9 protein-coding genes are annotated in these 6,498 nt (G+C 24.9%); 3 read left to right on the plus strand and 6 right to left on the minus strand.

Annotated elements, in window-relative coordinates; all coding sequences use genetic code 11:
- The first annotated feature begins 212 nt into the window (after window positions 1-212).
- Both N3D74_02250 and N3D74_02255 read left to right on the plus strand, forming a co-directional pair.
- The gene (locus N3D74_02250; GenBank protein ID MCX8095000.1) at window positions 213-377 is read left to right on the plus strand and encodes a hypothetical protein; all 165 of its coding nucleotides are present in this window, start codon (window positions 213-215) and stop codon (window positions 375-377) included.
- A gap of 51 nt (window positions 378-428) precedes the next feature.
- The gene (locus N3D74_02255) at window positions 429-815 is read left to right on the plus strand and encodes a DUF4760 domain-containing protein (protein MCX8095001.1); all 387 of its coding nucleotides are present in this window, start codon (window positions 429-431) and stop codon (window positions 813-815) included.
- A 21-nt stretch (window positions 816-836) separates the two neighbouring features.
- Here N3D74_02255 and N3D74_02260 read toward each other — a convergent pair whose 3' ends face one another.
- Together N3D74_02260 and N3D74_02265 are read right to left on the minus strand one after the other, a co-directional pair.
- On the minus strand, window positions 837-1,238 hold the full coding sequence (locus N3D74_02260) for a nucleotidyltransferase domain-containing protein (GenBank protein MCX8095002.1): 402 nt from the start codon (window positions 1,236-1,238) through the stop codon (window positions 837-839).
- Between the two features lie 29 nt (window positions 1,239-1,267).
- The gene (locus tag N3D74_02265) at window positions 1,268-1,681 is read right to left on the minus strand and encodes a DUF86 domain-containing protein (protein ID MCX8095003.1); all 414 of its coding nucleotides are present in this window, start codon (window positions 1,679-1,681) and stop codon (window positions 1,268-1,270) included.
- Window positions 1,682-1,718: 37 nt separating this feature from the next.
- On the opposite strand from N3D74_02265, the gene N3D74_02270 reads away from it, so the two are divergent.
- The gene (locus N3D74_02270) at window positions 1,719-2,702 is read left to right on the plus strand and encodes a radical SAM protein (GenBank protein ID MCX8095004.1); all 984 of its coding nucleotides are present in this window, start codon (window positions 1,719-1,721) and stop codon (window positions 2,700-2,702) included.
- 35 nt (window positions 2,703-2,737) lie between these two features.
- On the opposite strand, the gene N3D74_02275 is transcribed toward N3D74_02270, so the two are convergent.
- The 4 genes from N3D74_02275 to N3D74_02290 all read right to left on the minus strand — a co-directional run.
- Window positions 2,738-3,331 (minus strand): 5-formyltetrahydrofolate cyclo-ligase, encoded by a 594-nt coding sequence (locus tag N3D74_02275; GenBank protein ID MCX8095005.1) that lies wholly within the window; start codon window positions 3,329-3,331, stop codon window positions 2,738-2,740.
- On the minus strand, window positions 3,328-3,981 hold the full coding sequence (locus tag N3D74_02280; protein ID MCX8095006.1) for a response regulator transcription factor: 654 nt from the start codon (window positions 3,979-3,981) through the stop codon (window positions 3,328-3,330). The genes N3D74_02275 and N3D74_02280 overlap by 4 nt, the downstream gene beginning before the upstream one ends.
- A 10-nt stretch (window positions 3,982-3,991) precedes the next feature.
- The gene (locus tag N3D74_02285) at window positions 3,992-5,173 is read right to left on the minus strand and encodes a sensor histidine kinase (GenBank protein ID MCX8095007.1); all 1,182 of its coding nucleotides are present in this window, start codon (window positions 5,171-5,173) and stop codon (window positions 3,992-3,994) included.
- A gap of 25 nt (window positions 5,174-5,198) precedes the next feature.
- On the minus strand, window positions 5,199-6,498 hold a 1,300-nt coding region (locus N3D74_02290; protein ID MCX8095008.1), incomplete at its 5' end, for a hypothetical protein.

Genomic DNA, 6,498 nt, shown 5'->3' on the forward strand with positions numbered 1-6,498 from the left:
AAGTAATTAAATTATATTAAGACATTATTCTTAATTTTCTTTAATTACTTTTATGATTTTATTTTAAATTAAATTTGTTATGTTTCAAGGTGAATAATATAATTAAATTAATGGACATTTCTATAAGTGAGAAAATCTTCGTTGAATTAAACAAAATTGGAGTTTGAGTTTATTTTATATGGAGAGATGAAAAATTTATTATAGATAAAATTTTGTATGAAGAAAGGAAAGTCGATTTAAAAAGAAAGTGGTATCAAAGAAGACATAAGAAAATTTATGTGGTTAAAACAAAAGAGGGAAGAGTTTTTGAAATATATAAATCTTTAGGTTTTGGGAAAAGGGAATGGGTTTTATTTAAAGAATTAAAGAACTTTTAATAAAAATTGATAAAATTAAAATATATATAAAAATTAGGGAGGTGAAACTTTATGAATGATGCAGAAATTATTTTAAAATTAACTGAAATGAGGATGTCAGATAAAATTGATGATGCTTTTATCTGGATGTACACTCAATATAAAGCAGATTCATATGAGGAATTCAAAGAGAAATATCCAAGAGGAACCAAAGAGAGAAAATATTTCACAACTGTTTGCAACTTCTTTGAATTATGTGGAGTTCTTGTTTTAAGAGGATATTTAAATGAAGACCTCTTTTTTGATCTTGGTTTTGGACTTGATATTATGTGGAAAAAAGTAAAACCTATGATGGATGGATTTAGAAAAGAGACAAATGTAAGAATGTATGAAAATTTTGAACTTCTTTATAAAAAACATGAGGATTGGCTAAAAAGAAATCCACCAAAATTAGGATAGTTAATGCCTCTTTTATAAAAATTATCCTTTTAAAAATTCTTTTATAATATAATCTCTATATTCTTTGTAATCTAGGTAATTATCAATTACATATATGAGAAAATCATAATATTTTTCTTTATTTCTTGAAAAAAGAAGTTTTCCCTCTTTAAAAACATGATAGAGAAATGTAAATTCTAAATCATTCAAAATAACCAAATCAATTTTAAATCCTTTGAGTTTATTTTCAAGTATAATACCCAGTTCAATTATATAATCTAATTTATTTATTTTATCCAATAAATCCTTTTTTAAATAAATACCTATATCTATATCTTCAAATGGAGTATTCGAGATAAAACTTCCAAATATATATGCAAATTCAATTTCCTTTTTTCTTAAAAGTATTCCCCTTAATTTTGTAAAAATTTTCTTTTTTTCCAAACTTTCCAACTGTTTTCTCATACAATTCTTTATAAAAGATTTTCAATCTCTTTAATAAAAATTTTTATATCTTGCAAATTTTGTTTTAAAATCTTATATATTTCTTTATCATCTACTTTTGTATATAAATGAATTAAGAGATTTCTAAATTTTGTCATTTTTATTAAATTTGTTGATAAAGTTTTATCTATAAAACCTTTTTCGCCTAATATTTTAAAGCAGTTTCCATAACTTTCAGGAACAATATTATATTTTTTAACAACTATATGATTACAAATATTCATACATGCTTCAATTATATTTATTAATCTATATTTGGTAGCATCTATAATTTCCCTATTATTTAAAAATTCTTCTAAACTTATATTTTCATATTTTTCTATTAAATTTAAAATTTCTTTAATTTCATTAAGTTTTCTAATTATCAAATCTTTATTTATCATATTTAAATTTTATCATATTAACTATATAATTCTTTTGATGAAAGATTTTGGATTTCAATGGCACATTACTGATTTTTGCAATTTAAGATGTAAACATTGTTATCAGGAAAAATTTGATAAAAAGAGCGAACTTCCTTTTGAAAAAATAAAATATATAGTTGATAAAATTAGCGAAAGTTTAAAAGATAGAAAAATATCAGTAAATATTACAGGAGGAGAACCATTTCTAAGAGAAGATATTTTAGATATAATCTCATACATTAATAATAAAGAAAATTTCAAAGAGATAAATATAATAACTAATGGAACGATATTAAATGATGCTATTATAAATTTTTTAGAGAGTATTCAAAAATTTAAATATCTTAAGGTATCTATAGAGTCTCATAATGAGATTAAAAATGATTTTATAAGAGGAAAAGGAAATTTAGATAAAGTTAAGGAAAATTTAAAAATTTTAAAGAGTAAATCTTGTAAAAAAATTTTAATAATGATAACTCTTTCTTCTTTAAATTATAAAGAACTTATCTCATTTCTAGAATTTACAAAATCTCTTAATGTTGATGGTGTTATACTTGAAAGGTTTGTTCCTTTGGGAAGAGGAAAAGAACTATTTAATTATTTTTTAAAAAAAGAAGAATGGAAAGAAGTAATGAGAGAAATAATTTATTTTCTTGATATTAATATTTCTTACATAGAACTTATTCCATATAAAGCATTTTGGATAGATTTACAAAACAATAAAATTAAGGGTGCTCTTTGCAATCTTGGAGATGAGGCAATAGCTCTTATGCCAGATGGAACAATTTATCCATGCAGAAGATTAACTATACCTTATGGAAATATATTAACTGATGATTTTAATGAAATTCTTAAGAAATTAAAAAATTTCAGAGATGAAATAAAAACTAAATTAAAAGGAAAATGTAAAAATTGTGACATAAATTGTATTGGTTGCAGAGCATTAACATATGCAGTTTTAGGTGACCTTTATGAAGAAGACCCTCAATGTTTTTTATAACATTTTACAATCGAGTCTGACACAAAAGTAACATTTTAAGATATTTTAATTATTCTTTTGTTTGTTATTATATAGTGAACTTTAACATCTTTTTCATTCATAAGATAAGAAAAATCTTCAAAAATTTGACATTCATGAACAATAGTTATTATTTTTAAATTTTCTTTTAAAAATCCACCCTTTTTTAAAATTTCATACTCTTTATCGCCATAACCTTTGCCTTTGCCAATTCTATTTCCTTTAAGATCAACTGCTACACTTCCTTCAATCATTAGGTCAATTTTTGTTCTGAGTGGTTTACCATATTTTTCAAACCCTCTTATTATAGAGGCTTCTTTAATATTTATCCTTTCATGAATCTCAACAATATCTTTAATGTGAGGCAATGCAACAACAAGAATTTTTCCATTTTCAAGGATAATTTCTCTTACTCTTCTTAAAGGTGAATCAGGTGCAACAAAAATTGCATTTGCACTTTTAAATTCATTAATTTCTTTTATCTTTTCACATGCTTTATCTGAATCTACAAAATTAGGGATTCTTCCAAATACTGGTCTTGGAAAAGAGGAGATATTTTCCTTTTCCATTTTNTTCCAAACATAATTTCTAATCTCTTCTTTTGATTTCATATAATTCCAATTTCTTTTGCAATTAGCGCTGCTTCAGTTCTATCTCTTGCACCAATTTTTTGTAAAATAATAGTTACATAATTTTTAACAGTTCCCACAGAAAGATTTAATTTATCTGCAATATCTTGATTAGTGTATCCTTTTGAAATAAGTTTTAAAATTTCCAATTCTCTTAAACTTAATTCTTCAATTAAAGCTTCTTTTTTAATTTGAGGTTTTTCTATTTTTGATAGTTCTGACAAAATTTTTTTTGTTATTGATGGTTCAATAAGTGCACCACCTTCATAAACAATTCTTATTGTTTCAGATAGTTTTTCTATTGAAATATCTTTCAATATATATCCTAAAGCACCACTTTTGAGTCCATCATAAACATATTGATCATCATCAAATGTTGTAAGAATTATTATTTTTGCTTGAGAGTCAACCTCTTTAATTTTTTTTATTGCTTCAACTCCATTCATAACTGGCATTTGAATGTCCATTAAAACAATGTCAGGTTTAAGTTTTATGTATAATTCGTATGCTTCTTTTCCATTAGATGCTTCGCCTATAACACAAAATCCATCTTCCATTTGAAGAAGAGCTTTCAAACCTTCTCTAATTAATTTTTGGTCATCAACTATTAAAATTTTTATCTTTTCATTCAAATTACCCACCTCACTTTACAGGAAGAGAAAATATAATTCTTGCTCCTCCATCATCTCTATTTTCAAAAATTGCATTTCCATTAAAAATCTTCGCTCTCTCCTTAATTCCTTTTAACCCAAATGAATCTTCTTTTATTTCTTTAGGAAAACCAACTCCATTATCTTCAATTGTAAGTATAAAATTATCACTTATTTTTTCAAATTTTATCCAAACTTCATTTGCATTTGAGTGCTTTTCAATATTTGTTAATGCTTCCTGACAAACCCTTAAAAAAGTAATTTTATAATCACTTGATAAATCTTTTACATTTTTATTAATTTCAAGATTAATTTTGATGTTTTTTAGTTTAGCAAAATTTTCTATTAAACTTTTTATTGATTCTTCAATAGGAATATCAAACTCAATAGGTTTTCTTAATGTTTTAACAACATCTCTTAATTCTTCAAGTGATTTTTTAATCTCTTGTTTAATTGTTTCAATTATCTTTAAACTCTCTTCCTGATTTTCTTTAAAAATTTTTTTAAGAATTTCAAGTTGAAGAGAAACAGTAATAAGGTGGTGCCCAATTGAATCATGCATCTCTCTTGATAATCTATTTCTTTCTTCAATTAGTGTAAGTTGTTCAACTTTTGATGCATATTCTTTTAATTTTTCATTTGTAAATTTTAATTCTTCAAGAAGTGCCTCTTGTTGTCTTTTTGNTTCAATAGCAACAGATAAAGCATAACCGAAACCTCCAAAGAAAAGTGAGCCTGCACCATAAAGAAGTCCAAAAAGTATTCCTTGATATAATCCAAGTTGATATGAAAAGACAATAAAAGATATTAATGAAAATATTATTATCCAAATAACCCCATTTTTTAATGAAAGTTCCATTACAGCAAAAACACTTAAAACAAAAAATAGATAAGGGAAAATTCCCCAATTAATATTAAGAATTAAAGGTATTAAAATTATTATTGTTTCAACAAAAATAAATAAATTTAAATAAAATTTTGATTTTTCTATTTTAGGAAGATAGAATCTCCAAATAATTGTGAATAAAGCCATAATTATAACACTAATCAATTTATCTTTACTGCTTTTAACAACATTTACTTGCAATATTGTAAATATTAGAATTGTTATATATGCAATTAAATTAGTTATTTTATCTATTTTTCCAGATTCTTCCTCTTTTCTTTTTTCCATTATAACCTCATAGGACTTATTAAAATTATACCTTCTTTTTCTCTTTTCTCGATTTTAAAATCATAATTATTATCATACCTAAAAGGGATAACCATCCTATGTAATCTCCAAGAAAAATTTGTGGTGTTTTATCTGTTCCAAGAGGAACATCTGTTACTAAAACTTTTCTTACTCCATCTTTATTAATACTTTTTTCTAAAATTCTTCCAAATGGATCTAAAATCGCTGAGTCAAAAGCCCATTCACTTTTAACAATTGAAACACCATTTTCGACTGCTCTAAATACTGCATGAGTATAATGTTTATAAGCAATTTCTGGCCAATCTGCAGATGGAGCGAAAATAATTTGGGCACCATTTTTTACAACCTTTCTTGCTGTATCAGTAAAATCTAAATCATAACAAATTATTGTTCCAAAATTTCCAAATTTTGTTTTATAAACTGGATATGTTCCACGAGTTATACTAGTTTCACCTGCAAAAACAACTGGGTGGTCTTTACCAAAAACTCCTAAAAACTCACCTTCTGGTGATAAAATTGTTACTTCATTTCTATATCCTTTTTCTTCCATAACTCCATAAGGAATAACAAGATAAATTTCAAGTTCTTTTGTCAAATTTTTAAATATTTCACTATTTTCAACTTTTGGATCAAAACTTAAAGCACCTTCAGACCAAACTACAACTTGTGCTCCAAGTTCTTTTGCTTTTCTTGTATCCTCAATTAATCTTTTAAACCCCTCTTCCTTAAATTTTTCAAACTCTTCTTGAGTATAATTTCCACTCCATAAATTTTTAAGTGAAATCATATCAAATGGGTTTGTTTGTGTTATTCCAACTCTTATTTTTTCAACATTAGGTTTCTTAAATAAACTTAAACTTAAAACTCCCCAAAAAATTAAAACAATTAGAGATAAGGAAACCCACTTTTTAATAAAAGAAAAAGGAACTTCAATAAGCTTTTCATTTAATCTCCATTTATTATTTAATAATTTAATTACAAGTAAACCTAATGAAAAATTAATTAGAGTTATTAAAACTCCTAATCCAAAAATACCAAATATTTTAATTGGTTGTATAAACCAAGGTTGATTGTAAAAAGAATAAGCAAGAAAAGCCCAAGTCCCAAACGCTGGTATAAAGGTTCTTATCAACTCAACTCCAACCCATGAAAAAACTCCATCAAGAACGAAATACTTAAAATTTGTCTTTTCATCACTTTTTCTTAAGTTTTTATCAATAAAGAAAACTAAAACACCAATAATCAATGGAAGGTATTTCATATACCATGCTTTTGGTCCAAACCCTGAAAAAAGACCATATAGG

This window comes from Caldisericia bacterium, assembly GCA_026414995.1.
Classification (GTDB): Bacteria; Caldisericota; Caldisericia; order B22-G15; family B22-G15; genus JAAYUH01.